The organism is Sphingomonas sp. URJC2, from assembly GCF_059803575.1.
In genome coordinates, this window is record NZ_JAPFGX010000041.1 from 1 (window position 1) to 23,131 (window position 23,131).

General features: G+C 69.2%; 25 protein-coding genes. 17 read left to right on the forward strand and 8 right to left on the reverse strand.

Annotation, left to right across the window (positions count from 1 at the left end):
• The first annotated feature begins 254 nt into the window (after nt 1-254).
• Together OPU66_RS12560 and OPU66_RS12565 are read left to right on the forward strand one after the other, a co-directional pair.
• A complete protein-coding gene (locus OPU66_RS12560; RefSeq protein ID WP_498553992.1) occupies nt 255-1,244 on the forward strand; it encodes a P-loop NTPase in 990 nt (329 codons plus the stop codon).
• Between the two features lie 5 nt (nt 1,245-1,249).
• Nucleotides 1,250-1,681 (forward strand): CoA-binding protein, encoded by a 432-nt coding sequence (locus OPU66_RS12565; protein WP_498553994.1) that lies wholly within the window; start codon nt 1,250-1,252, stop codon nt 1,679-1,681.
• Nucleotides 1,682-1,876: 195 nt separating this feature from the next.
• Here OPU66_RS12565 and OPU66_RS12570 read toward each other — a convergent pair whose 3' ends face one another.
• Nucleotides 1,877-3,397 (reverse strand): fumarate hydratase, encoded by a 1,521-nt coding sequence (locus OPU66_RS12570; protein WP_498553995.1) that lies wholly within the window; start codon nt 3,395-3,397, stop codon nt 1,877-1,879.
• 457 nt (nt 3,398-3,854) lie between these two features.
• Here OPU66_RS12570 and OPU66_RS12575 point away from each other — a divergent pair, with 457 nt between their 5' ends.
• Nucleotides 3,855-5,762, forward strand: a complete 1,908-nt coding sequence (locus tag OPU66_RS12575) for a ribonucleoside-diphosphate reductase subunit alpha (RefSeq protein ID WP_498554018.1) — start codon at nt 3,855-3,857, stop codon at nt 5,760-5,762.
• Entirely contained in the window at nt 5,744-6,073 is a 330-nt protein-coding gene (locus tag OPU66_RS12580) for a hypothetical protein (protein ID WP_498553996.1), read from the forward strand. The genes OPU66_RS12575 and OPU66_RS12580 overlap by 19 nt, the downstream gene beginning before the upstream one ends.
• An 82-nt stretch (nt 6,074-6,155) precedes the next feature.
• On the opposite strand, the gene OPU66_RS12585 is transcribed toward OPU66_RS12580, so the two are convergent.
• Nucleotides 6,156-6,422 carry a DUF2171 domain-containing protein gene (locus OPU66_RS12585; protein WP_498553998.1) on the reverse strand — a complete coding sequence of 89 codons (267 nt, stop codon included), beginning with the start codon at nt 6,420-6,422 and terminating at the stop codon, nt 6,156-6,158.
• A 74-nt stretch (nt 6,423-6,496) separates the two neighbouring features.
• Here OPU66_RS12585 and OPU66_RS12590 point away from each other — a divergent pair, with 74 nt between their 5' ends.
• The 5 genes from OPU66_RS12590 to OPU66_RS12610 all read left to right on the forward strand — a co-directional run bounded on the left by OPU66_RS12590 (nt 6,497) and on the right by OPU66_RS12610 (nt 9,859).
• Nucleotides 6,497-6,700 (forward strand): hypothetical protein, encoded by a 204-nt coding sequence (locus OPU66_RS12590; protein WP_498553999.1) that lies wholly within the window; start codon nt 6,497-6,499, stop codon nt 6,698-6,700.
• Nucleotides 6,701-6,749: 49 nt separating this feature from the next.
• Nucleotides 6,750-7,802 carry a ribonucleotide-diphosphate reductase subunit beta gene (locus OPU66_RS12595; RefSeq protein ID WP_498554000.1) on the forward strand — a complete coding sequence of 351 codons (1,053 nt, stop codon included), beginning with the start codon at nt 6,750-6,752 and terminating at the stop codon, nt 7,800-7,802.
• Nucleotides 7,803-7,890: 88 nt separating this feature from the next.
• On the forward strand, nt 7,891-8,328 hold the full coding sequence (locus tag OPU66_RS12600; protein WP_498554001.1) for a DUF1330 domain-containing protein: 438 nt from the start codon (nt 7,891-7,893) through the stop codon (nt 8,326-8,328).
• A 224-nt stretch (nt 8,329-8,552) separates the two neighbouring features.
• Complete coding sequence (locus OPU66_RS12605) at nt 8,553-9,260, forward strand: DUF4893 domain-containing protein (RefSeq protein WP_498554002.1); 708 nt, start codon at nt 8,553-8,555, stop codon at nt 9,258-9,260.
• Nucleotides 9,261-9,331: 71 nt separating this feature from the next.
• On the forward strand, nt 9,332-9,859 hold the full coding sequence (locus OPU66_RS12610) for a hypothetical protein (RefSeq protein WP_498554003.1): 528 nt from the start codon (nt 9,332-9,334) through the stop codon (nt 9,857-9,859).
• A gap of 12 nt (nt 9,860-9,871) precedes the next feature.
• On the opposite strand, the gene rarD is transcribed toward OPU66_RS12610, so the two are convergent.
• From rarD to OPU66_RS12630, 4 genes are all read right to left on the reverse strand, one after another.
• Nucleotides 9,872-10,753: an EamA family transporter RarD gene (gene rarD / locus OPU66_RS12615; RefSeq protein WP_498554004.1), complete on the reverse strand. Its 882-nt coding sequence runs from the start codon at nt 10,751-10,753 to the stop codon at nt 9,872-9,874.
• A complete protein-coding gene (locus OPU66_RS12620; RefSeq protein ID WP_498554005.1) occupies nt 10,750-10,971 on the reverse strand; it encodes a hypothetical protein in 222 nt (73 codons plus the stop codon). The genes rarD and OPU66_RS12620 overlap by 4 nt, the downstream gene beginning before the upstream one ends.
• A 9-nt stretch (nt 10,972-10,980) precedes the next feature.
• A complete protein-coding gene (locus OPU66_RS12625) occupies nt 10,981-12,114 on the reverse strand; it encodes a GNAT family N-acetyltransferase (RefSeq protein WP_498554006.1) in 1,134 nt (377 codons plus the stop codon).
• Nucleotides 12,115-12,389: 275 nt separating this feature from the next.
• Nucleotides 12,390-14,012, reverse strand: a complete 1,623-nt coding sequence (locus OPU66_RS12630) for a M23 family metallopeptidase (protein WP_498554007.1) — start codon at nt 14,010-14,012, stop codon at nt 12,390-12,392.
• A gap of 194 nt (nt 14,013-14,206) precedes the next feature.
• On the opposite strand from OPU66_RS12630, the gene OPU66_RS12635 reads away from it, so the two are divergent.
• From OPU66_RS12635 to OPU66_RS12655, 5 genes are all read left to right on the forward strand, one after another.
• The gene (locus OPU66_RS12635; RefSeq protein ID WP_498554008.1) at nt 14,207-16,723 is read left to right on the forward strand and encodes a helicase-related protein; all 2,517 of its coding nucleotides are present in this window, start codon (nt 14,207-14,209) and stop codon (nt 16,721-16,723) included.
• Nucleotides 16,720-17,022, forward strand: coding sequence for an RNA-binding S4 domain-containing protein (locus tag OPU66_RS12640; protein ID WP_498554009.1), 303 nt, complete (start codon nt 16,720-16,722; stop codon nt 17,020-17,022). The genes OPU66_RS12635 and OPU66_RS12640 overlap by 4 nt, the downstream gene beginning before the upstream one ends.
• Before the next feature lie 33 nt (nt 17,023-17,055).
• The gene (fdxA, locus tag OPU66_RS12645) at nt 17,056-17,394 is read left to right on the forward strand and encodes a ferredoxin FdxA (protein ID WP_498554011.1); all 339 of its coding nucleotides are present in this window, start codon (nt 17,056-17,058) and stop codon (nt 17,392-17,394) included.
• A gap of 291 nt (nt 17,395-17,685) precedes the next feature.
• Nucleotides 17,686-18,225: a CarD family transcriptional regulator gene (locus OPU66_RS12650; protein WP_160591927.1), complete on the forward strand. Its 540-nt coding sequence runs from the start codon at nt 17,686-17,688 to the stop codon at nt 18,223-18,225.
• Nucleotides 18,226-18,578: 353 nt separating this feature from the next.
• Nucleotides 18,579-19,235, forward strand: a complete 657-nt coding sequence (locus OPU66_RS12655) for a GIN domain-containing protein (RefSeq protein ID WP_498554012.1) — start codon at nt 18,579-18,581, stop codon at nt 19,233-19,235.
• Here OPU66_RS12655 and OPU66_RS12660 read toward each other — a convergent pair.
• Together OPU66_RS12660 and mgtE are read right to left on the reverse strand one after the other, a co-directional pair.
• The gene (locus OPU66_RS12660) at nt 19,227-19,619 is read right to left on the reverse strand and encodes a DUF1489 family protein (RefSeq protein ID WP_498554013.1); all 393 of its coding nucleotides are present in this window, start codon (nt 19,617-19,619) and stop codon (nt 19,227-19,229) included. The genes OPU66_RS12655 and OPU66_RS12660 overlap by 9 nt on opposite strands.
• A gap of 2 nt (nt 19,620-19,621) precedes the next feature.
• Nucleotides 19,622-21,019 (reverse strand): magnesium transporter, encoded by a 1,398-nt coding sequence (gene mgtE, locus OPU66_RS12665; protein WP_498554014.1) that lies wholly within the window; start codon nt 21,017-21,019, stop codon nt 19,622-19,624.
• 122 nt (nt 21,020-21,141) lie between these two features.
• Between mgtE and OPU66_RS12670 the strand changes: the two genes are divergently transcribed.
• The 3 genes from OPU66_RS12670 to OPU66_RS12680 all read left to right on the forward strand — a co-directional run.
• Nucleotides 21,142-21,606: a peptidylprolyl isomerase gene (locus tag OPU66_RS12670; protein ID WP_498554015.1), complete on the forward strand. Its 465-nt coding sequence runs from the start codon at nt 21,142-21,144 to the stop codon at nt 21,604-21,606.
• An 86-nt stretch (nt 21,607-21,692) separates the two neighbouring features.
• Nucleotides 21,693-22,094, forward strand: a complete 402-nt coding sequence (gene crcB / locus OPU66_RS12675) for a fluoride efflux transporter CrcB (protein ID WP_498554016.1) — start codon at nt 21,693-21,695, stop codon at nt 22,092-22,094.
• On the forward strand, nt 22,091-23,131 hold a 1,041-nt coding region (locus tag OPU66_RS12680; RefSeq protein ID WP_498554017.1), incomplete at its 3' end, for an RluA family pseudouridine synthase. The genes crcB and OPU66_RS12680, both read left to right, overlap by 4 nt.

Below are 23,131 nucleotides of genomic sequence, written 5' to 3' on the forward strand. Positions count from 1 at the left end.
CGGGGCGCGGCCCGCGCGGCCGCCCGCCGGGGGGCGGGCTCCACGGATTGCGCGGGGGGCCGCCACCGCCACCGCCCTGACCGCCACCATTGCTGTTGCCGCCCTGCCCGCCGCCCCAAGGGCCGCCGGCATCGTTCAACATCGCGCCTCGTGGCCTGAACCACCCCGTCGTTCTGCTCATGCCTCCCTTTATAGGGAGCGGGTTCAAGAAAAACAGTGTTCCGTGGGGCATCCCCCTCGCTTATCGGCAGATCATGGACATCCCCGATCCCACGCCCGACCAGCTGCTCGCCGCGATCGCCCCGATCACCGGCGCGCGCGCCGCCGCCCCGCGCATCCATCAGGGCCGCGTCAGCCTCATCCTCGACGTCACCGGCCTGAGTGCGGCCGGCCGCGACAGCATGGCGGAGGCGGCGACCGCCGCGCTGCGCGCCGTGCCGGGCGTGGCCGAGGTGCGCGTGGCGATGACCAGCGAGCGGGTCGACCGGCGCATCATCGCCGTCGGCAGCGGCAAGGGCGGCGTCGGCAAATCGACGCTGGCCGCCAATCTGGCGGTCGCGCTGGCGCGTGCCGGCCACCGGGTCGGGCTGGTCGATGCCGATATCTATGGCCCGTCCGTCCCCCGGCTGATGGCGGTCGAAGGCACGCGGCCCGAGGCGCAGGACAAGACCCTGCTGCCGGTGATGACGCCGGCCGGCATTCCGGTGCTGTCGATGGGCCAGCTGGTCCGCCCCGGCCAGGCGCTGGCGTGGCGCGGCCCGATGGCGGCCAGTGCGCTTGGCCAGCTGATCGATGCCGCCTGGGGCGATGTCGAGCTGCTGGTCGTCGATCTGCCGCCCGGCACCGGCGACGTCCAGCTGTCGATGATCAGCAAATGGCGGCCGGCGGGGGCGGTGATCGTGTCGACGCCGCAGGATCTGGCGCTGATCGACGCCACCCGCGCCATCGATCTGTTCAATCAGGCCAATGTGCCGGTGATCGGGCTGGTCGAGAACATGGCCGGCTATCTGTGCCCGCATTGCGGCAAGGGCAGCGATCCGTTCGGCCAGGGCGGGGCGGAAGCGGCGGCGGCGCGGTTGGGCATCGGCTTTCTGGGGCGCATCCCGCTCGACATCGCGATCCGCACCGCATCCGACGCCGGCCAGCCCCCGGCCGCCGGTGACGATGCGCTGGCGACGCTGTTCGCCGGGCTGGCCGGGCAGGTGACGGACTGGCTGGATCGCACGCCGCGCCCGGGCGTTTGACGGCGATGATCCTGACCCGTGATGCCGATATCGCCGCCCTGCTTGCCGACATCCGCACGATCGCGCTGATCGGCGCGTCGGACCGGCCCGACCGGCCGAGCAACCGGGTGATGGCGGCGCTGATCGCGCATGGCTACCGGGTGCTGCCGGTCAATCCGCAGATCACGGGCGAGCATCTGTTCGGCGAATATGTGTGGCGCGATCTGGCGCAGATCGGCGCGCCCATCGACATGGTCGACATCTTCCGCAGCCCCGAGGCGGCGGGCGAGGCCGTCGATGCCGCCATCGCCGCCGGCGCGCGGGCGGTGTGGATGCAGCTGGGCGTCGTCAATCCCGAGGCCGCCGAACGCGCCGCGCGCGCCGGGCTGCGCGTGGTGATGGACCGCTGCCCCAAGATCGAGATCGAACGTCTGGGGCTGGCGCGGGTCGGAGGCTGAACGCGGCGGTGTTTGTGGTGCGGCATGAGCCGCGGGGGCGCGCCGGGTTGTTTGTGGTGCGGCTCACGCCGCACGGGCGGCACCGCCCCTCACCCCCACCCGGCCTCCCAACGGCAGGTTACGCTATGGGAGGCCGGGTGGGGGTGAGGGCCGGTGCCGCGACCTAAAGCGGCCGCCGCTTCAGCCAAACCCCGCTCAGGCGCCGGCGAGCAGCCCTTCGCGGGCGATTTTTTCCCGCCAGACGAGCGGCGCGGTGTGGTGGACGCTTTCGCCGGTCGCATCCACGGCGACGGTGACCGGCATGTCCTTGACGTCGAACTCGTAGATCGCCTCCATGCCCAGATCCTCGAACCCGACGACCTTCGCGCCCTTGATCGCGCGCGCGACCAGATAGGCGGCCCCGCCGACCGCCATCAGATAGGCGGCCTTCGCGCCCTTGATCGCCTCGATCGCGACCGCGCCGCGCTCGGCCTTGCCGACCATTGCGAGCAGCCCCTGATCGAGCATCATGCCGGTGAATTTGTCCATCCGCGTCGCGGTCGTCGGGCCGGCCGGGCCGACCACTTCGTCACCGACCGGATCGACCGGGCCGACATAATAGATCACCCGCCCGCGGAAGCTGACCGGCAGTTCCTCGCCCTTGGCGAGCATGTCCTGGATGCGCTTGTGCGCGGCGTCGCGGCCGGTGAGCATGCGGCCGTTGAGCAGCAGCCGGTCACCCGGCTTCCAGCTGGCGACGATTTCCGGCGTCAGCGTGTCGAGATCGACGCGGATCGCCTCCTTGCTCGGTGTCCATTCGACCTTGGGCCATTCATCAAGGCTTGGCGGATCGAGATAGGCGGGGCCGGAACCGTCGAGCGCGAAATGCGCGTGGCGGGTGGCGGCGCAGTTGGGGATCATCGCCACCGGCTTCGACGCGGCATGGGTCGGCCAGTCGAGGATCTTGACGTCGAGGATCGTCGCCAGCCCGCCCAGTCCCTGCGCGCCGATGCCGAGCGCATTCACCTTGTCGAAAATCTCGATCCGCAGCTCTTCAAGCTTGCTGGCCGGGCCGCGCGCCTTGAGTTGCGCCATGTCGATATCGCCCATCAGCGATTCCTTGGCGAGCAGCATCGCCTTTTCGGCCGTGCCGCCGATGCCGATGCCCAGCATCCCCGGCGGGCACCAGCCGGCCCCCATTTGCGGCACCATCTCCAGCACCCAGTCGACGATCGAATCGGACGGGTTGAGCATCTTGAACTTGGACTTGTTTTCCGATCCGCCGCCCTTGGCCGCCACCGTCACATGGACATGATGGCCCGGCACCATTTCGACATGCAGCACCGAGGGCGTGTTGTCGCGCGTGTTGACGCGCGAAAAGGCGGGATCGCGCAGGATCGAGGCGCGCAGCCGGTTTTCCGGGTGCAGATAGGCGCGGCGCACGCCTTCGTCGATCACCTCCTGCAGCGACCGGTCCGACTCCAGCCGGCAATCCTGGCCCCATTTGACGAACACGGTGACGATGCCGGTGTCCTGGCAGATCGGCCGGTGGCCCTCGGCGCACATGCGGCTGTTGGTCAGGATCTGCGCGATCGCGTCCTTGGCCGCCGGCGACTGTTCGGCCTCATAGGCCGCGCCGAGCGCGCGGATATAGTCCATCGGGTGGTAATAGGAGATATATTGCAGGGCATCGGCGACGCTGTCGATCAGGTCGGCTTCGCGGATGATGGTCGTCATGGGACGCGGATCCTCTCCAGGCGGAAATACGCTGCCCGCCTAGAGCGATTTTCCGGGCGATGGAACCTCCCCGGCATGGTCCGTGCGCGCCGTCGCCCGGCCATGTGACGGCAGGGCGGGGCGGGTGTCCAGCGGGCTGGACGCGGGGCGTGTCGGCTCGCCCGGACACTCGCGCAAAGCTGCGACGAAGCGAATCCCACGAGCGACGAACCGTGCCCTTTACCGCGCAATTACCATCTTGCGCGGCCTGTTTGGTTGGCACAATCTGTAGCGGTAACGGCGGGGGCAAGCACAAGCACTGGTATTTCGGGCGCGAATGACCAATTCGTGCACGGGATGTCGCGCGCCCTGTGGATCATGGGGACAGGCTGAAAAAGCCGCACCCGCGATCGGGCATCCGGTGTTAACAGAAGATGACGTGTTCGAATCGAACGGATCGGGAACAAAGGCGCGGATGATGGATTTCAGGGACACTCAGGAGGCGGATGTGAGTGCGACGACGATCGAGGCGCCCGCAACGGTCGCAAACGGTTCCGCCGGCCATGGCTCCGGCAGTCACGAGGTGCGCCCCCGGCCGTTCCCGGTCGAGGTCGATCATGGCCGTGACGCGCTGCTCACCGATTTCGGCAAGGAAACGCTCAACGACCGCTATCTCCTGCCGGGCGAAAGCTATCAGGATCTGTTCGTGCGCGTCGCCTCGGCCTATGCCGACGATGCCGGCCATGCGCAGCGCCTTTACGACTATATCTCGCGGCTGTGGTTCATGCCGGCGACGCCCGTGCTGTCCAATGGCGGCACCGGCCGCGGCCTGCCGATCAGCTGCTATCTGAACTCGGTCGACGACAGCCTGGAAGGCATCGTCAACACCTGGAACGAGAATGTCTGGCTCGCTTCGCGCGGGGGCGGCATCGGCACCTATTGGGGCTCGGTGCGCGGCATTGGCGAGCCGGTCGGCCTCAACGGCAAGACCAGCGGGATCATTCCGTTCGTGCGGGTGATGGATTCGCTGACGCTGGCGATCAGCCAGGGCTCGCTGCGCCGCGGCTCGGCCGCCTGCTATCTCGACATCTCGCATCCCGAGATCGAGGAGTTCCTCGAGATCCGCAAGCCGTCGGGCGATTTCAACCGCAAGGCGCTCAACCTGCATCACGGCGTGCTGATCCCCGACGCGTTCATGGTCGCGGTGCGCGAGGGCGCGGAATGGGAGCTGAAGAGCCCCAAGGACGGCTCGGTGCGCGTCAAGGTCGATGCGCGCAGCCTGTTCCAGAAGCTGGTCGAAACCCGGCTGGCGACCGGCGAGCCGTATATCGTGTTTTCCGACCATGTGAATCAGGCGATGCCGCGTCACCACCGCGAGCTGGGCCTGAAGGTGTCGACGTCGAACCTGTGTTCGGAAATCACCCTGCCCACCGGGCGCGACCATCTGGGCAATGACCGCACGGCGGTGTGCTGCCTGTCGTCGCTCAACCTGGAAACCTGGGACGAATGGAACGGCGACAAGCAGTTCATCGAGGATGTGATGCGCTTCCTCGACAATGTGCTGACCGACTATATCGAGCGCGCGCCCGACGAAATGGCGCGGGCCAAATATTCGGCCGGGCGCGAGCGTTCGGTGGGGCTGGGGGTGATGGGCTATCACTCCTTCCTGCAGGCGCGCGGCATCCCGTTTGAAAGCGCGATGGCCAAGAGCTGGAACCTCAAGATGTTCAAGCACATCCGCGCCAAGGCGGATGAGGCGTCGATGCTGCTCGCGACCGAGCGTGGGCCGTGCCCCGACGCTGCCGAACGCGGCGTGATGGAGCGGTTTTCGTGCAAGATGGCGATTGCGCCGACGGCGTCGATCTCGATCATCTGCGGCGGCACCTCGGCCTGCATCGAGCCGATCCCGGCCAATATCTATACCCACAAGACGCTGTCGGGCAGCTTCGTGGTCCGCAATCCCTATCTCGAAAAGCTGCTGATCGAGAAATCGAAGAACTCGGACGCGGTCTGGAACTCGATCCTCGAAAAGGGCGGGTCGGTTCAGCATCTCGATTTCCTCTCGCAGGAGGAAAAGGACTGCTACAAGACCAGCTTCGAGATCGATCAGCGCTGGCTGCTCGAACTGGCGGCGGACCGCACGCCCTATATCGACCAGTCGGCGTCGCTCAACCTGTTCATCCCGGCCGATGTCGAGAAATGGGATCTACTGATGCTCCATTACCGCGCATGGGAACTGGGCATCAAATCGCTTTATTATCTGCGCTCGAAATCCGTCCAGCGCGCGGGCTTTGCCGGCGGCGTTGAGGCCGACAACACGATCGAAAAACCTAAATTCGATCTCGGCCCGTCGACGGATTATGACGAATGTCTGGCCTGCCAGTAACCCGGCCCGGCGCGGCCCGCGCGGCGCTGGCCCTCGGGCTGGCGCTGGCGGTTGCCGCCTGTGCGCGCGCGGTGCCGGCGGCGACCGCGCCCGGCGCACCCGGCTTTGTCGCCGGGGCGTGGCACGGCTTCATCTTTCCGTTTGCGTGGATCGTGTCGCTGTTTGACGCCGATGTCGCCGTCTATGCGGTGCCGAACAGCGGCGGCTGGTATGATTTCGGCTATTTCGTCGGCATCACCGTGCTGGGCGGCGGCTCATGGTTCGGCAGCCGGTCGGGCGGGCGTTCGGGCAGGCGCGGGGGGCAGGACTGATGCCCCGCCGCCCCGTCTCCGCCCCGGCCCGACTCGATCAGGCCCGGCCAGTTCAGGCCCCGTCTATTCAGGCCCGACTCGATCAGGCCTCGTGCTTTTCTTCCAGAAAGCCCGAGACATTTTCGCTGCTGACGGTCAGGCGGACCTTGTCCCCCTCGACCTCGGCGACCAGCCCGAGGGACAGGTAATGATGATGCCCGTCATGGCTGCCGCCGCCGATTGCCGGATGCGCGCTGTCGCGCTTTTTGAGCTTGATGCGGTGATGGCTGACCTCGTCGACCGTGCCGACATGGGCGCCGTCGGCGCTGATGACTTCCATGTCCTCGCGAATGTCGTGATGCTTGCTCATGTCACGTCCTCCTCTGCCTGGCAGCGTAACGGCCGCAAACGCGCTGTCGGTAAGGGATGTTCCGGGGGCGCGGCATGACCGGCATGTGGTTCGCGCTGGCCGCGATCTTCTTCGCCTTTGGCAGCCTCAACCTCGCCCGCGCCCGCCGGCTCGGGCGGATCGAGGTGCCGATGGCGCGCGCCCAGGGGCTGCTGCGCGGCCTCGGGCTGTTTTTGCTCGCCATCGGGCTTGGCCTGATGGCGGTCGGATTCGTTCAGATGCAGGGGCGGGCGGCGTGACGCGCGCGGCCCTTGCCCTTTCACCCCTTTCTGCCTCGGAGTAACCGCGATGCCGCTTCTTTCCGCCTCCAAGTCCTACAAGCCGTTCGAATACCCCTGGGCGTTCGAATATTGGAAGCGCCAGCAGCAGATCCACTGGATGCCCGAGGAAGTGCCGCTGGGCGAGGATTGCCGCGACTGGGCGCAGAAGCTGACCCAGCATGAGCGCAACCTGCTCACCCAGATCTTCCGCTTCTTCACCCAGGCCGATGTCGAGGTGCAGGACTGCTACCACGACAAATATGGCCGGGTGTTCAAGCCGACCGAAGTCAAGATGATGCTCACCGCCTTTTCCAACATGGAAACGGTGCACATCGCCGCCTATTCGCACCTGCTCGACACCATCGGCATGCCCGAGAGCGAATATAGCGCCTTCCTCCAGTATAAGGAGATGAAGGACAAGCATGACTATCTGTCGACCTTCGGCGTCGACACCGACGAGGATATCGCCAAGACGCTGGCGATGTTCGGCGGCTTCACCGAAGGGCTGCAGCTGTTTGCCAGCTTTGCGATGCTGATGAACTTCCCGCGCTTCAACAAGATGAAGGGCATGGGCCAGATCGTCAGCTGGTCGGTGCGCGACGAAAGCCTGCACTGCGAAGGCATTGTCCGCCTGTTCCATGCCTTTGTGAAGGAACGCGACTGCCTGACCAAGGCGGTGAAGGAAGAAATCATCGACGTCTGCCAGAAGACCGTCCGTCTGGAAGACGCGTTCATCGATCTGGCGTTCGAAATGGGCCCGGTGCCGGGCATGACGCCCAAGGAAATCAAGAAGTATATCCGCTACATCGCTGACTGGCGGCTCGGCCAGCTCGGCTTTGCGCCGGTCTATATGATCGACGAACACCCGCTGCCCTGGCTCGCCCCGCTGCTCAACGGCGTCGAGCATGCGAACTTCTTCGAAACCCGCGCCACCGAATATTCCAAGGCCGCGACGCGCGGCAATTGGAACGAGGTGTGGGACAGCTTTGACCGCCGCAAGGCCGCAAAGCTCGGCGCCCCGGCGAACGAAGACGCCGCCGGCGAAGACATGTTCGCCCGCGCCGGCGTGGCGGCGGAGTAAGCGACGATGCGCGACGCCTGCCGGGCGGCAGGCGTCGCGTGTCCCGCATGGGCGGCCCCGCTTCCGGGCTGCAACAGGGAGGGCGTCGATGGACGCGCATATCGATCCCGAACGCGCGGCATTCGAGGCATTCAAGGCGCTGCCGCGCGATGTGCCGGTGGCGATGCTCAACCTGCTCCGCTTCCGCGACCGTGCCGCCTATCCCGCCGATCATCCGCGCGGCGACGGCGAGCTGACGGGCGCAGAGGCTTACCGCCTTTACGGCGCCGCCAGCGGCCCGGTGTTTCGCGGCGTCGGTGGCACCATCATCTGGTCCGGCCGGCCCGAACTGGTGCTGATCGGCCCTGCCGACGAACGCTGGGATGCCGCCTTCATCGCGCGCTACCCGACGGCGTCGGCGTTTCTCGCCATGGTCACCGATCCCGCCTATCGCCGCGCCGTCGTCCATCGCCAGGCGGCCGTCATGACGTCACGGCTGATCCGCATGGCCATTGACGAAACCGGGCCGACCGACAGCTTCGCCTGACCGCCTGACCGCCTGACCGCCTGACCGCCTGACCGCCTGACCGCCTGACGCCGGTAAGACGCTGTTCACCATCGCTGTCAGCCAATCGGCAACCGCCATGCCGCGACACTCGTTTCGCCGGGGGGCTGCGCGCGAAGGAGGCGTCGATGCGGCCGGATTTGCAAACAGCGGATGCAGCCTCGGCTGGCCGCGCGCCGCGCGGTGCGCCGGCTGCTTTGTTGCTGATGATCGCCGCCCTGTGTCATGGCTGTGCCGCGCCACGGGCCGGACTGGCCGGGCGCGCGGCGGCGGCAGCGCCCGATGCACCGCTGGTGCAGGTGATCGACGATCCGGTGCCGCTCGACTGGCGCGTCGTCATTACTCCTGCCGACCGGTTGCGCCTTGCGCGGATCGAGACAGCCTGGGCCGATGGGCTGGCCGCTGCCGCGCGCCGCTTTGCGGCCGCCATCCGCGCCGAAGGGGCGCTGCTCGATCCAGCCGCCGCACTTCCCCGTCCCGATCTGCCGCCCGGCCCCTATCGCTGCCGCCTCGTCGCCCTTGCCACCGGCGTGGCCGGCGGTGCGGCCGTGCCGGGCCTTGCCGCTTTCCGGCCATGGGACTGCTATGTCGATACCGAGGGGGAATTGCTCACCCTCGTCAAGCAGACCGGCAGCAGCCGGCCGGCCGGGCGGCTGTGGCCGGATCAGCCCACCCGGCTGGTGTTTCTGGGGGCGGCTGCGCCGCCCGGCCCCGGCGCGATGGCTGCCGCGCGCGCGGCCCCGGCCTATGCGGACAACCCGGCGCGGGATCTTGCCGGGCTGGTCGAGCGCGTGGGTCCGTTTCGCTGGCGGCTCGCCATGCCCTATCCGGTGCCGGGGGTCGCGCTGCATGTCTATGAGCTGATTCCCGTGCCGCCGGCCGGCCCGGCGATGCGTCCGGCGATGCAGAACTGACAGCCGCATTGACAGGCACCTTTGGCGGCCGCAGTGTATTGGCTTAGCAATACACTAAGGACGCCCAGCCTATGACCGTGATCCGCTTCCCGTCCGCCCTTCAGCCCGTCGCCCTGCTCGCCGCGCTGCTGCCTGTGCTTGCCGCCTGCGGGTCCGGCGCGGATGGCGGCAACGGCACGGCGATCACCGTGTCGGGCGGCGGCGCGCGCGCCGACACCTCGGCCAAGGGCGGGGGCGTCGCCATTGCAGTGCCGGGGTTCAACGCCAAGGTCGATCTGCCCGGACTCAGGGTCAAGGCCGAGGACGTCAATCTGGCCGGGATGAAGGCCTATCCCGGCAGCGAGGTCGAACGGATCGACATCAGCAAGGCCCCCGCCGAATCGGGCGAAAAGCGCGCGGTGTTCGCCTTTGTCGCGCCCGCCGATGCGGCGCGGGTGCGCGGCTGGTTCATCGAACAGGGGCGCGCGGCGGGCTTTGCGCTGGCCGGTGAGGCGGCCACGCTTGCCGGCACGGGGCCGGAGGGCGAGCGGGTGGAGATGCGCTTTGCCGATGCCGGGCCGGGGCGCAGCCGGGGCGAAATCACCTTTGTGAAGCGCTGACCCCCGCCCGCGTCATGATCGCGCCCGCCGCAGCCCGTCGGCGGCGAAGATCGCCAGCCCGGTCCAGATCAGCCCGAAACACAGCATATGGGCCGGGCGCAGCGGCTCCCCGAACACCAGCACCGCCAGCAGGAACTGGATCGTCGGCGCCAGATATTGCAGCAGCCCCAGCGTCGAATAGGGCAGCAGCCGCGCCGCCGCCGCGAACAGCAGCAGTGGGGCCGCCGTCACCAGCCCGCCCAGCGCCAGCAGCACGCTTTCGCCCGCCGCGCGGCCGAATGCGAGGTCGCCCCCGGCATCCAACACCGCCAGCCAGGCAAAGGCCGCCGGGCACAGGATCAGCGTTTCGATCATCAGCCCTTCGAGCGATTCGACCGGCGCGATCTTGCGCAGCAGCCCGTAGAGCGAAAAGCTGAACGCCAGCGTCAGGCTGATCCACAGCCCCGCCGCGGCACTGGCGGCGAGGATGGCGACGCCGACCGCCGCCAGCAGCACCGCGATCCCCTGCGCGCGGCCCAGCCTTTCCTTGAGCACCGCCATGCCCAGCACGACATTGACCAGCGGGTTGAGGAAATAGCCAAGGCTGGTTTCAAGCACATGGGCGCGGCTGACCGCCCAGACATAGACCAGCCAGTTGAGCGCGATCAGCGCCGCGCTGGCCAGCAGCACGATCCGCGCGCGCGGATCGGCAAGCGCGGCGCGCAGCTTGGCCATGCGCCCCAGCAGCAGGATCATCCCGGCGAGCAGCGCCACCGACCAGATGATCCGCTGCGCCACGATCTCGCCCGGATCGACGCCGGGAAACAGCTTGAAATAAAGCGGCAGGAATCCCCACCAGAAATAGGCCCCCAGCCCCAGCGCGATGCCGCGCCGGGCCGCCGCACCGCCGCTCAAATCACCCCGCCGCCGAGCATCAGCCGGGCCAGCCCGACCAGAATCACCACCAGATTGAGATTGCGCCCCTCGTTGCGGCTGGACACCGCGCCCAGCGCCAGCCCGAGCACCGCGACCGGCAGGATCATCCAATAGGCCCAGCCGAGAAACGGCACGAAGGCGAAGATCGCGGGCACCAGCGCCAGAAAGCCGATGAACAGGGACAGGATGTTGAGCATGTGCCCGGCCTAGCAGTCCCGCCGGAACGGCGCCAGTTCGCCCATCGCCGCCATGTCCTCGGCCACCGCCGCGCGCTCACGCGCCAGAAAATCGGCAATCGCCGCGCGAAAGCCGCGATCGGGGATAAAATGCGCCGAATAGGTCGGCACCGGCACATAGCCGCGCGCCAGCTTGTGCGCGCCCTGCGCCCCGGCCTCGACCACCGCCAGCCCGCGCGCGATCGCCGCGTCGATCGCCTGATAATAGCACAGCTCGAAATGCAGGAACGGCACCTCCTCGGTCGCGCCCCAATAGCGGCCATAGAGCGTCGTCGTGCCGATCAGGTTGAGCGCGCCGGCAATCGCCCGCCCGCCGCGCAGCGCAAGGATCAGCAGCACCTTGTCGCCCATCCGCTCGCCCAGCAGCGAAAAGAACCGCCGCGTCAGATAGGGCCGGCCCCATTTGCGCGCGCCGGTATCCTGATAAAAGGCCCAGAAATCGTCCCACACCGCCTCGGTCAGGTCCGCGCCCGTCAGGTGGCGGATCTCCAGCCCTGCGACCGCTGCCGCCCGTTCCTTGCGGATCGCCTTGCGCTTGCGCGCCGCAAGCGCCGACAGAAAATCCTCGAACCCGGCATAGCCCTGATTCTGCCAGTGAAACTGGCTGTCGGTGCGGATCAGCCAGCCCGCCGCCTCGAACAGCGGCAGCTGTGCGGGCGTAACGAAGCTGGCATGGGCGGAGGACAGGCCGTTCTGCACGGTCACCGCCTCGATCGCGGCGATCAGATCGCCGGCCACACCGGGATCGCGCAGCAACAGCCGCGGGCCGGGGACCGGCGAAAACGGGCTGGCGATCTGCAGCTTGGGATAATAGCGGCCGCCGGCGCGGTGATAGGCATCGGCCCAGCCATGGTCGAACACATATTCGCCCTGGCTGTGGCTTTTGAGATAGGCGGGCGCGGCCCCGGCCAGCTGCCCGTCCGGCCCGTCGATCAGGATCGGCACCGGCTGCCAGCCGGCGCGCGCGGTCGCGCTGCCCGATTCCTCGAGGATCGACAGGAAATCATGGCTGACGAACGGATTGTCCGGCCCGGCACAGGCGTCCCACTGCCGGGGATCGATGGCGGCGACGCCATCCTCGATCCGCGCCGTGCGATCCGTCATGACAGGCAGGGCTTGGGCATGCGGTCTCCCTTACAGGGCAGACCTACGGACCGGAAGCCCTGCGGGCGACGATCCGCCGCCCGCCCGGCGTCACCGCCGCGACAGCGCGTCCTCGATGCTCACGCCCATCAGCACGAGCATGAACAGACCGGCAATGCCGGCGGCGATCAGGGGAAACTGGCTGGCGATCAAATGGGTCATCACGGGCCTCCTTGGCGGATGGCCCTGATGATGAAGCGCCCGGCGCGGCGCGCATTGACGATGGTCAAATGGCGTTATTCGGCCGCCTTGCCGCCGCCCGACCCGGCGGCAAAGGCGGGCGCCGCGCCCGCGCGCACCGCCATCAGCCCGGCCAGCCGCGCACGAAAGGCACGCAGCTCGGCCCCCGCCAGCAAGGCGGTGCTGGTAAAGCTGACCTTGCGCGGATCGATTGCCTGCCCCTGGCGATAGACTTCGAAATGCAGGTGCGGGCCGGTCGACAGGCCGGTCGAACCGACATAGCCGATCACCTGCCCGCGCCGCACCGGCTGGCCCGGGCGCACGGCGATGCGGCTCAAATGCGAATAGCCGCTGCCCAGCCCGGCATCATGGTTCAGCCGGACATGATTGCCATGCCCGCCCGACCGCCCGGCAAAGGCGACGCGGCCATCGGTGACCGCATAGACGGGCGCACCGTGCGGCGCGCCGAAATCGATGCCGCGATGAAAGCGGTTATAGCCGAGCAGCGGGTGCAGCCGCATCCCGAAGCCCGAGGTCTGCCGCCCGCTGACCGGCCGGGCGAGCGCGCCGCGTCGTTCGCCGACGCCCGACGCCTCGAACCACTGGTCGCGGCCATCAACCGTCCATTTGAGCAATTGCACCCGCCGCCGCCCCTGCGACAGCCCGGCATAGAGCAGCTCGCCCAGCTCGACCTCGCCGGTCGCGGCGCGCTGCTGGGCGATGATCAGGTCGAACCGCGCCTCGCTGCCGATCTCGCCGACCGACATTTTGGTCGCGACCGCGCGCAGATAGGATTCGACCGCGCGGGCCGGTGCGCCCGCCGCGCGCGCGGCGCGATAAAGGCTGGAACCGACCACGCCTTGAATGCGCAGCGGCGTGCGGTCGACCGCGATCGGCACGCGCGTGAGCGTCAGCCCGGCATCGCCGCGCGCCACTTCCAGCCGCAGATCGAACCGGGCGCGAAACGCCAGTGCGTCGAGCGGCCGCGCCACCCTTTTGTCGGGCCGCCGCCCCAGCCGGATGTCGATCCGCGTGCCCGGGCGGATGTCGCCCGCCGGCACCGCGCCGCCGACCAGCCGGGTGACGGTCGCCAGATCCTCGCGGCCCACCCCGGCGCGTTCGAGCGCGCGGCGAAAGCCGTCGCCCGCGCCGACCGTCGCCGTCAGTTCGATCACCGGCCGTTCGGGCGTCTCCGCCAGCGGGCGGACCAGATCGGTCGCCGCCATCCGGCTGCCGCTGTCGGCACCCCAGGCAAGCGGCGCGATGGCCTGGGCGCGTGCCGCCGCCAGGCTCGCCGCGTCGGGCAGTGCGGGCACCGGGCCGGGCAGCGGCCTCAGCCCGCCGGGCGACAACAGCCAGGCCGCGCCGAGCAGCGCGCCGAGCGTCGCCAGCCCGCGCCACCATTCGGCCGAGCCGATGCGTGCGCCGAGATCGGGGGCAAGGTCGAGATCGGCGAACCGCCCGCCAAAGCGGTCGAAAGCGCCCGGTGCGCGGGTGGCGGCAAACGGACCGGCGGAGAATGGAGCGGCGGTGAACGGGCCGGTGTTGCGCCGGGGGCCGGTGCCATGGGCGGTGCCGGCAGGCGCGGACGGGCGGGCAAGGCCGGGGGCGTCGAGCGCGAGTGCCGCCGTGCCGCCGGCCGGTCCCGCAAACTGGTCGCCGCGCTGATACAAATCCACGCCCCCAACGCGCCGCGGCATCGCGCCGGCGGCATCGCTTACTTCCCTGTGAAAGCGGGGGGTTAATGTCAAACTAACGCGCGGTTCCGCAGCCCGCACAAGCGGCGAGCCGCCCGCCCGGGGCGGCGGACGGTGGCGCGGAAGCGGGGGGCGGCCCATTGCCTTTGCCCGCCAAAGCCCCGATCTTCCGCGCCATGAGCCGTTTCGCGTCCTCGCCCGTGGCGGCCGTTCTCGGGCCGACCAACACTGGCAAGACGCATCTCGCCGTCGAACGCATGTGCGCGCATTCCAGCGGGATGATCGGTTTTCCGCTGCGCCTGCTGGCGCGCGAGGTTTATGACCGGGTGGTGGCGATCAAGGGGCCGGACCAGGTCGCGCTGATCACCGGGGAGGAACGCATCGTGCCGCCGGGCGCGCGCTGGTTCCTGTGCACCGCCGAATCCATGCCGCTCGACCGCGATCTCGCCTTTGTCGCGCTCGACGAGGCGCAGCTGGGCGCGGACCCCGAACGCGGCCATGTGTTCACCGACCGGCTGCTGCGTGCGCGCGGGCGCGAGGAAACACTGATCCTCGGGTCGGAGGCGCTGCGGCCGATGATCCGCGCGCTGCTGCCCGATGCCGAGATTGTCGGCCGGCCGCGTTTTTCGACGCTCAGCTATGCCGGCGCGAAAAAGCTCACCCGGCTGCCGCGCCGCTCCGCCATCGTCGCCTTTTCGGCCGAGGAGGTCTATGCGGTCGCCGAGACGATCCGGCGGCTGCGCGGCGGCGCGGCGGTGGTGATGGGCGCGCTCAGCCCGCGCACCCGCAACGCCCAGGTGGCGATGTTCCAGGCCGGCGAGGTCGATTATCTGGTCGCGACCGACGCCATCGGCATGGGGCTGAACATGGATGTCGCCCATGTCGCCTTCGCCTCGCTGCGCAAATATGACGGGCGGCGCGCGCGGCGGCTGACCATCGCCGAAATGGCGCAGATTGCCGGCCGCGCCGGCCGTCACCAGCGCGACGGCACGTTCGGCACATTGGGCGCGGAAGACGGGGCGGGCGCGTTTGCGCCCGAAGAGATCGAGGCCATCGAAGCGCATGTGTTTCCGCCGCTCGACAGCCTTTACTGGCGCGACGGCGCGCCCGATCTGTCGAGCCTCGATGCGCTGCTCGCGGCACTCGAGGCGCGGCCGGCCGCGCCGCAGCTGCGCGCCGCGCCCGAGGCGGTCGATCTGGCGGTGCTCCGGCGGCTGGCGGGCGAGGACTGGGTGCGCGCGCGGGTGCGCGCGCCGGCGATGGTGCGGCGGCTATGGGCGGCGTGCGGGCTGCCCGATTTCCGCAAGACCGGGGCCGAGCATCATGCCCGCTTCGTCGGCCGCATCTTCGCGCATCTGAGCGAGGGGCATGTCCCGCACCAATGGTTTGCCGACGAGATCGCGCGGCTCGACCGGGTGGCCGGCGATGTCGATACGCTCGCCGACCGGATCGCCGCGATCCGCAGCTGGGCCTATATCGCCCACCGGCCCGACTGGCTGGCCGATCCGCAGCACTGGGCCGAACGCACCCGGGCGATCGAGGAGCGGTTGTCCGACGCGCTTCACGCCGCGCTCACCCAGCGCTTTGTCGACCGCCGGACGAGCGTGCTGCTGCGCGAAATCGGCGCGGGGCTGGCCGAGCTGCCGGTCGTCATCGATGCACAGGGCGAGGTGCGGGTCGATGACGAGCCGATCGGCCGGCTCGATGGCTTCACCTTCACCCCGCTGCCGGGCGCGCGCCATGCCGATGCCCGCCGGCTGATCGCCGCCGCCGACCGCCGGCTGGCCGGCGAACGGGCGCGCCGCGCCCGCGCGCTTGCCGACAGCCCCGATCAGGATTTCACGCTGGCCGCCGAGGCCGGGGCGGCCCCGGCGCTCGCCTGGCAGGGGCTGCCGGTCGCCACGCTGGCGGCGACGCGCGACCTGTTGCGGCCAAGGCTGGTGCTCGAGCGTGCGGCCGCCGCGCTCGATCCGGCCAGCCGCGCGCTGATCCTCGCCCGGCTCGACCGCTGGCTGGACGGCCAGACCGCGCGGCATTTGGGGCCGCTGCACCGGATCGCGGCCGGCGCGGCCGATCTGGCGACGCCGCCCGCGCTGCGTGCGCTGCTTGCCCCACTGGCTGATGCGGGCGGGGTTTGCGACCGCGCGCCGCTCGATCCGGTGATCGCCGCGCTCGACCGGGGGGCGCGGGCGCGGCTGCGCGCCGCCGGCATCACCATCGGCGCGCTCGACCTGTTTGTCGCCCCTTTGCTCAAGCCCGAGGCGGCGCGCTGGCGTGCCGCGCTGCTCGCGGTCAGGCAGCAGGCGCCGATGCCTGCGCTCGCCCCGTCGGGCGCGGTCGTGGTTCCCCTGTCCGGGGCCGCGCCGCCGCCGGGCTTCCGCGCGCTCGGGCCGCAGGCGCTGCGCGTCGACATGGCCGAACGCATCGCCCGGCAGGTTCATGATTCGCGCCGGCCGGGCGCGCCGGTCATCCCCGATCCGGCGCTCAGCGTGTCACTCGGCCTTGCCCCGGCGGCCTTTGCCCGGCTGATGACCTTGCTCGGCTTTCGCCCGGTCGCAACTGCACCGGCCGGGGCGGCGGATGGCGAGGGGCAGCCCCCGGCCTGGCGCTGGCAGGGGCGTCGGCGGCGACCGACCGGCGGCGCGGCGCGCCCCGACAGTCCGTTTGCGGCGCTGGCCGGGCTGCTGCCATGACGTCAGCGGGTGCGGACTCGCTCCGGCTCGACAAATATCTGTGGTATGTGCGGCTGACCAAGACGCGCGCCGCCGCCCAGTCGCTGTGCGCCGAGGGGCGGATGCGGCTCGGCGGCCGGATTGTCGACCGGGCGCATCAGGCGGTGCGCATCGGCGATGTGCTTACCTTTGCCCTCCATGGCCGGGTGCGCGTGATCCGGGTCGAGGCGCTGCCGGCACGGCGCGGACCGGCGGCGGAGGCCGCGCTCTGCTATGCCGAGATTGGCGATGCGGTTGACGGACGCGAGCGGGCGACATAGCGCAGGGAGCCGAATCCGCATCAGGGGAGCTCTATGACCTACGTCGTCACCGACGCCTGCATTCGCTGCAAATATATGGACTGCGTCGAGGTCTGCCCGGTCGATTGTTTCTACGAAGGCGAGAACATGCTGGTGATCAATCCCAGCGAGTGCATCGACTGCGGCGTGTGCGAACCCGAATGCCCGGCCGAGGCGATTCTGCCCGACACCGAAAACGGCCTCGAGAAATGGCTGGAGCTGAACGCCACCTTCTCCGCCCAGTGGCCGAACGTGACCCGCAATCGCGGCGCGCCCGACGATGCCGACGACTTCAAGGGCGTCGAGGGCAAGTTCGAGAAATATTTCTCGCCGGAGCCTGGTCAGGGCGACTGACCGGCCGGACCGGAGCGCGCGGCGATCCCGCTGATCGCCGCCATTTCCGATCCTGATCGGCTTGACCCCGGTGTCCGTGCGACGGGCTGGCAATTTTATTGCGAATCTGTTAAGCGGGGACCGCCGGCGGCAAGCCGGAGTCATTTTTCCGTGCGCTGCTCCCGGCGCACTGCGGAAAGGGTCCTATCTCTCCGAACGTTCGCGCTGCTCCGGTTCCCCACGCCCGAGACCTGAGTTCGGGCGCTTTCCCGGCCAGTCGCGCGGACCCGATTGATGACAGAAAGGTATAGCATGGCTGCCAAGGCGCTCAGCTTCGATGTTGGCGATTATGTTGTGTATCCCAAGCATGGCGTCGGTCGGGTGATCGAACTTCAGCGGCAGGAAATCGCGGGAGCGAGCCTCGAGCTTTACGTGCTGCGCTTCGAAAAGGAGCGGATGACCCTGCGCGTGCCGACCAACAAGGCCGAGAGCGTGGGCATGCGCAAGCTGTCGTCGGACAAGACGCTGCGCGAGGCGCTCGATACGCTCAAGGGCAAGCCCAAGGTCAAGCGCACCATGTGGTCGCGCCGCGCCCAGGAATATGAAGCCAAGATCAACTCGGGCGATCTGGTGTCGATCGCCGAGGTGGTGCGCGACCTGTTTCGCGCCGACGACCAGCCCGAGCAGAGCTATTCGGAGCGCCAGATTTTCGAAGCCGCGGCCAGCCGCCTCGCCCGCGAACTCGCGGCGATGGAGCAGACCGACGAGCCGAGCGCGATGAAGAAGCTGCTCGAAATCCTGAACAAGGCGGCGGCGATCTACAACAAGGCCAAGGACAGCGCCGGCGAATAAGCGCCCGTCCCGCCATGCGCCCCCCCGGGCGCGTGATCGGGATAGGGTGCCGGCCATGGACCATAAGGTCCGTTTTGACCACAGGGTCCGTTTTGGTTCGCATGCAAGGGGCGGTCCTCCGGAGCGGAGGACCGCCCTTTTCATGTCCGCCCCCGTGGTCATCTGGTCATCTGGCCATCGCCGGGTGCGCCTATCGCGCCGCCGCGGCTGCGGCTATGCCGGCCGGCGGGGAAACGGCGCGGGAGACGCGGATGCCGGGCGGAGGTCAGCGGAACATGCGCCGTCGGATTATGGGCCGAATCACAGAATGGCCAACATTCGTGCGCGCGACGATGACGGCTGCTGCGCTCTGTTTGGGCGCCGGTCCCGGCAGTGCCGCCGAGCGCGGCTACAGCATCACCAGTTTCGACCGCATCCGCGTCGAAGGCCCGTTCTCCGTCACGCTGGCAACCGGCAGGCCGGTCTCGGCGCGGGCGACCGGCAGCCCGCAGGCGCTGGACCGGGTGCAATTGCGCGTCGAGGGGCGCACCCTGCTGGTTCGCGCCGGCCCGTCCTGGGGCGGGGCGGACGGCGATAAGGGGCCGATTGCGCTCACCCTGACCACGCCCGAACTCGGCACCGCGATCCTGCTCGGCAGCGGCAGGCTGGCGATCGACCGGATGCGCGGCGCGCGGCTGGTGCTCACCGTCGAAGGCAGTGGCGGGCTGAGCGTCGGCCGGCTGGAGACCGACTCGCTCGTCATCGGCATTTCCGGGTCCGGCCGGATCGAGGCCGCCGGGCGCGCGCGCACGGCCAATGTGCTGGCGCGCGGGGCCGCCGATGTCCGCGCGGCCGGGGTGCAGGTCGCCGATCTTGTCGTCACCAGCCAGAGCGCCGGGGCGGTCGCCCTGTCCGCCACGCGCAGCGTGCGGGTGACGGCATCGGGGCTGGGGCCGGTCGACATCGCCGGCAGCGCCGCCTGCACGGTCGATCAGACCGGCGCGGGGCCGGTGCGCTGCGGATCAGATTAGCGCCAGTTCGGCAAGGTCGCGCAGCAAGGCTTCGGGCAGCGCGGTGTCGGCCTCCACGCCCGCAAAATCTTCCGGGGCGTCGGCGGCGGCCAGATAGCGCCAGCCCTGATGCGCGCGGCGCGGCTGGGCGCGCACCGGCACGACGCGCGGATCGAGCCGGATCGCGCAGCGCCCGGCATCGTCGCCAAAGCCGATGATCGTCTGGCGCGCGACCAGCCGGTGCTTGATGATCCAGTAGATCGATCCGCCGATCAGCTCGGCATGGCGGGTCGGGCGGTTGCGGGTGGTGACGAACACCTCGCCGCCCATCGTCCGCGCCGCCATCGCCGCGCACAATGCGTCGAGCGAGGGTGCGCCGACCGCGACCTTGGTCAGATGCAGCATGGTCAGCCCGCCAGCCCCGCCGCCGTCGCCAGCCCGAGAAAGGCGAAAAAGCCCATCGAATCGGTCAGCATGGTCACGAACACCGACGAGGCGACCGCCGGATCCTGATTTAGCCGGTCGAGCGTCAGCGGCACCAGCACCCCGGCCATGCCGGCGACGATGATGTTGGTCAGCATCGCCGCCGCGATCACCAGCCCCAGCGGCGCATTGCCGAACACCAGCGACACGCCCAGCCCGATCACCGCCGCCACCGTGCCGCCATTGAGCACCGCGACGCGGATTTCGCGCGCGATCGACCGCCAGGTGTTGGACCGGGTGAGCTGGTTGGTCGCCAGTGCGCGCACGGTGACGGCCATGGTCTGGGTGCCGGCATTGCCGCCCACGCCCGCGACGATGGGCATCAGCGTGGCAAGCGCCACCATCCGCTCGATCGTGCCTTCGAACAGGCTGATGACGGTCGAGGCGAGCAGCGCGGTCGCCAGATTGGCGATCAGCCAGCGCACGCGGCTCTTATAGCTTTCGACCACCGGCTCGTTGATGTCGCCCTCGCCCGCGCCGGACAGTTTCAGAATGTCCTCGCCGGCTTCCTGCTGGATGATGTGGACGATGTCGTCGACGGTGATCATCCCCACCAGCCGCCCCGCGCCATCGACCACGGCGGCGGAGATCAGCGCATATTTCTGGAAGCGCAGCGCCACTTCCTCCTGGTCCATGTCGACGGCGATCAGCGTCTGTTCGCGCTTCATGACGTCACTGATCGCCACGTTGCGCGGGGTGCGCAGGATCCAGCTGAGCTGGCAGGTGCCCGCCGGCCGGTGCGCCGGATCGACGACGAAGATTTCCCAGAAATCGGTCGTCAGATCCTCATTGCCGCGCAGATAGTCGATCACGTCGCCGACCGACCAGTGTTCGGGCACGGCGATCAGGTCGCGCTGCATCAGCCGCCCGGCCGATTCCTCGGGGTAGGACAGCGCCTCCTCGATTGCCGCGCGGTCGTCCGGCTCCATCGCGCGCAGCACCTCGCGCTGGTCGTCCGGCTCCATGTCCTCGATGATCGCGACCGCGTCGTCGGTATCGAGTTCCGACGCGATGTCGGCGACCTGTGCCGGCTCGAGCGCGTCGATCAGCTCTTCGCGGACATAGTCGTTCATTTCCGCGAACACGTCGCCGTCGAGCAGATCGGTGACTGCGGCGGCCAGCGACGGTCGCCATTCGGCGGGGGCCAGCTCGAACAGATCGGCAATGTCGGCGGGGTGCAGCGGCTGGACGAGCGCGCGCGCGCCATCGGCATCGCCCGCCTCGACCCGGTCGATCACCGACCGGACGAATTCGGGCTTCAGCCGGTCATCGGCGTCGAGCTGGCCGGTCGCATCGATGCTGCCGAGTTCGGTCTCGTTCATCGCCGGCCCCTCCGATTGCGTGATGGCGCACGGGGCTTAAGGCGCGGTGCGGCGAAAAGGCAAGCTTTCCAGCCCGGCCTTCGCCCGATATGGGCGGGGTCTGCCAATCTGGAGGAGTTACCATGGCCGGAGACACGCTCACCTTCACTCTCGACACGGGTGGCGACACCGGCGGCGATGTCGTCATCCGGCTGCGCCCCGACCTTGCGCCCGGCCATGTCGCGCGCATCACCGAGCTGGCGCAGGAAGGTTTTTATGACGGCGTGGTGTTCCACCGCGTCATTCCGGGCTTCATGGCCCAGGGCGGCGACCCGAGCGGCACCGGCATGGGCGGCTCCGACAAGCCGAACCTGAAGGCCGAGTTCAACGACGAACCGCATGTCCGCGGCGTCTGCTCGATGGCGCGCACCAACGATCCGCACAGCGCCAACAGCCAGTTCTTCATCTGCTTCGACGATGCGACCTTCCTCGACCGGCAATATACGGTCTGGGGCCAGGTGATCGAAGGCATGGAACATGTCGACGCGCTGCCCAAGGGCGAGCCGCCGCGCCAGCCGGGCAAGATCGTGAAGGCGGTCATTTCCTGATCGCCACGCGGACCTCAATGGCCGGAATCGGAGAGGCGCGCCTGCGCCTCTCCCCCTTTGCCACCGCATGCGCTAAGGGGCGGGGCATGACCTCCATGTTTCTCGTCATGATCGGCGGTGCGCTGGGCGCAGCCGCCCGCTTCCAGCTGGGCGGCTGGGTAGCGCGCACGTTCGGGCCGGGCCTTCCCTGGGGCACGCTCATCGTCAATGTCCTCGGCGCGCTCGCCATGGGTCTGGTCGCGGCGCTCGCCGCGCGCGGGCTGGGTGAAGGCGGGCTGGCTCAAGGCGGGCTGAGCGAAGGCTGGCGGCTGTTCCTCGGCGTCGGGCTGCTTGGCGGCTTCACCACGTTTTCGGCGTTCAGCCTTGAAACGGTCGCGCTGATCGAACGCGGCGCGCTCGGCTGGGCCGTCGCCTATGTGCTCGCCTCGGTGATCGGCGCGCTGGTGGCGCTGTGGATTGGCCTTCGGCTTGGTCAGGGGGCGGCATGACCGGCGAGGTCAGAAGCTTCACCGTCGGGCCGGATGATGACGGCATCCGCCTCGACCGCTGGTTCAAGCGCCATCTGCCCGATGTCAGCTTTGCCCAGGTGTCGCGCTGGGCGCGCACCGGCCAGCTGCGCGTCGACGGCAAGCGCGCGACGCCGGGCGACCGCATCGAACAGGGGCAGGCGATCCGCGTGCCCCCGGCCGAGCCGCCCCAGCCCGAAAAGCTGCGCCCGAAGCGCGTCCGCCCGCCGCTCAGCGACGATCAGATCGCCTTTGCCCGCGAGCTGGTGATCCACAAGGACGCGCAGGCCATCGTCATCGCCAAGCCGCCCGGCCTTGCCACCCAGGGTGGCACCAAGACGCATGAGCATGTCGACGGGCTGCTCGACGCGCTGCAATATGAGGCGGAGGGGCGGCCCAAGCTTGTCCACCGGCTCGACAAGGACACGTCGGGCGCGCTGCTGATCGCCCGCACCGCGCGTTCGGCGGGCTGGTTCGCCAAAAGCTTTTCCAGCCGCACCGCGCGCAAGGTCTATTGGGCGATCATCGCCGGGGTGCCGTCGATCGACGATGGCATGATCGAACTGCCGATCGCCAAGCAGCCCGGCACCGGCGGCGAGAAGATGCATGTCGATGACAAGGAAGGCAGCCCGGCGCGCACCCGCTACCGGGTGATCGACCGGGCGGGCAACCGTGCGGCCTGGGTCGAGCTGCAACCTTATACCGGCCGCACCCATCAGCTGCGCGTGCACATGGCCGCCATCGGCCATCCGATCATCGGCGACGGCAAATATGGCGGCCAGGATGCGTTTCTGAGCGGCGGGATCAGCCGCAAGCTGCATCTTCATGCCCGGCGCATCCGCATCGACCATCCCGATGGCGGGCAGATCGACGTGACCGCCGACCTGCCCGATCATTTCGCCGCCAGCCTTGCCACGCTGGGGTTCGACCCGGCCGATGGCGATCTGCCGCTCGACGCGCCGCGCGCCGCCGATGCGCCCGATGCGCGCCGCCGTGCGGCGACCGCCGCAGCGCGCGAC